The sequence below is a fragment of the Acinetobacter sp. 5862 genome (assembly GCF_024494585.1).
Classification (GTDB): Bacteria; Pseudomonadota; Gammaproteobacteria; order Pseudomonadales; family Moraxellaceae; genus Acinetobacter.
Map to the genome: position 1 here is coordinate 1 of NZ_JANHGP010000029.1, position 354 is coordinate 354.

Here is a 354-nt window from a genome sequence, read left to right on the forward strand (position 1 = left end):
AAGGGTGAGTTGAAAAAAGACTTATTATCCTGTCTGCGTCATGAAAATAAAAAGCGAAAAGCTAACGGTGAACCTAAAAAAGATTCTATATTACAGGATATTAAAACTATTCATGAGCGCCCAGCCGAAGTTCAAGAAAGAAAAATACCGGGTCATTGGGAAGCTGATTTAATTAAAGGTAAAGACAATAAAAGTTCGATAGCAACACTTATTGAACGAAATACACGGCTCTGTATCTTGGCAACATTACCTGATGCAAAGGCAGAATCAGTGCGCAAGGCTTTAACTGAAGCTCTGAAATATTTACCTGCAGAACTGCGTAAAACGTTGACCTATGACCGTGGACGCGAGATG

1 protein-coding gene is annotated in these 354 nt (G+C 39.0%); it reads left to right on the forward strand.

Annotation, left to right across the window (positions count from 1 at the left end; genetic code table 11):
* A partial coding sequence (locus tag NO346_RS05150; RefSeq protein WP_033917610.1) for an IS30 family transposase occupies window positions 1–354 on the forward strand: 354 nt, incomplete at both ends.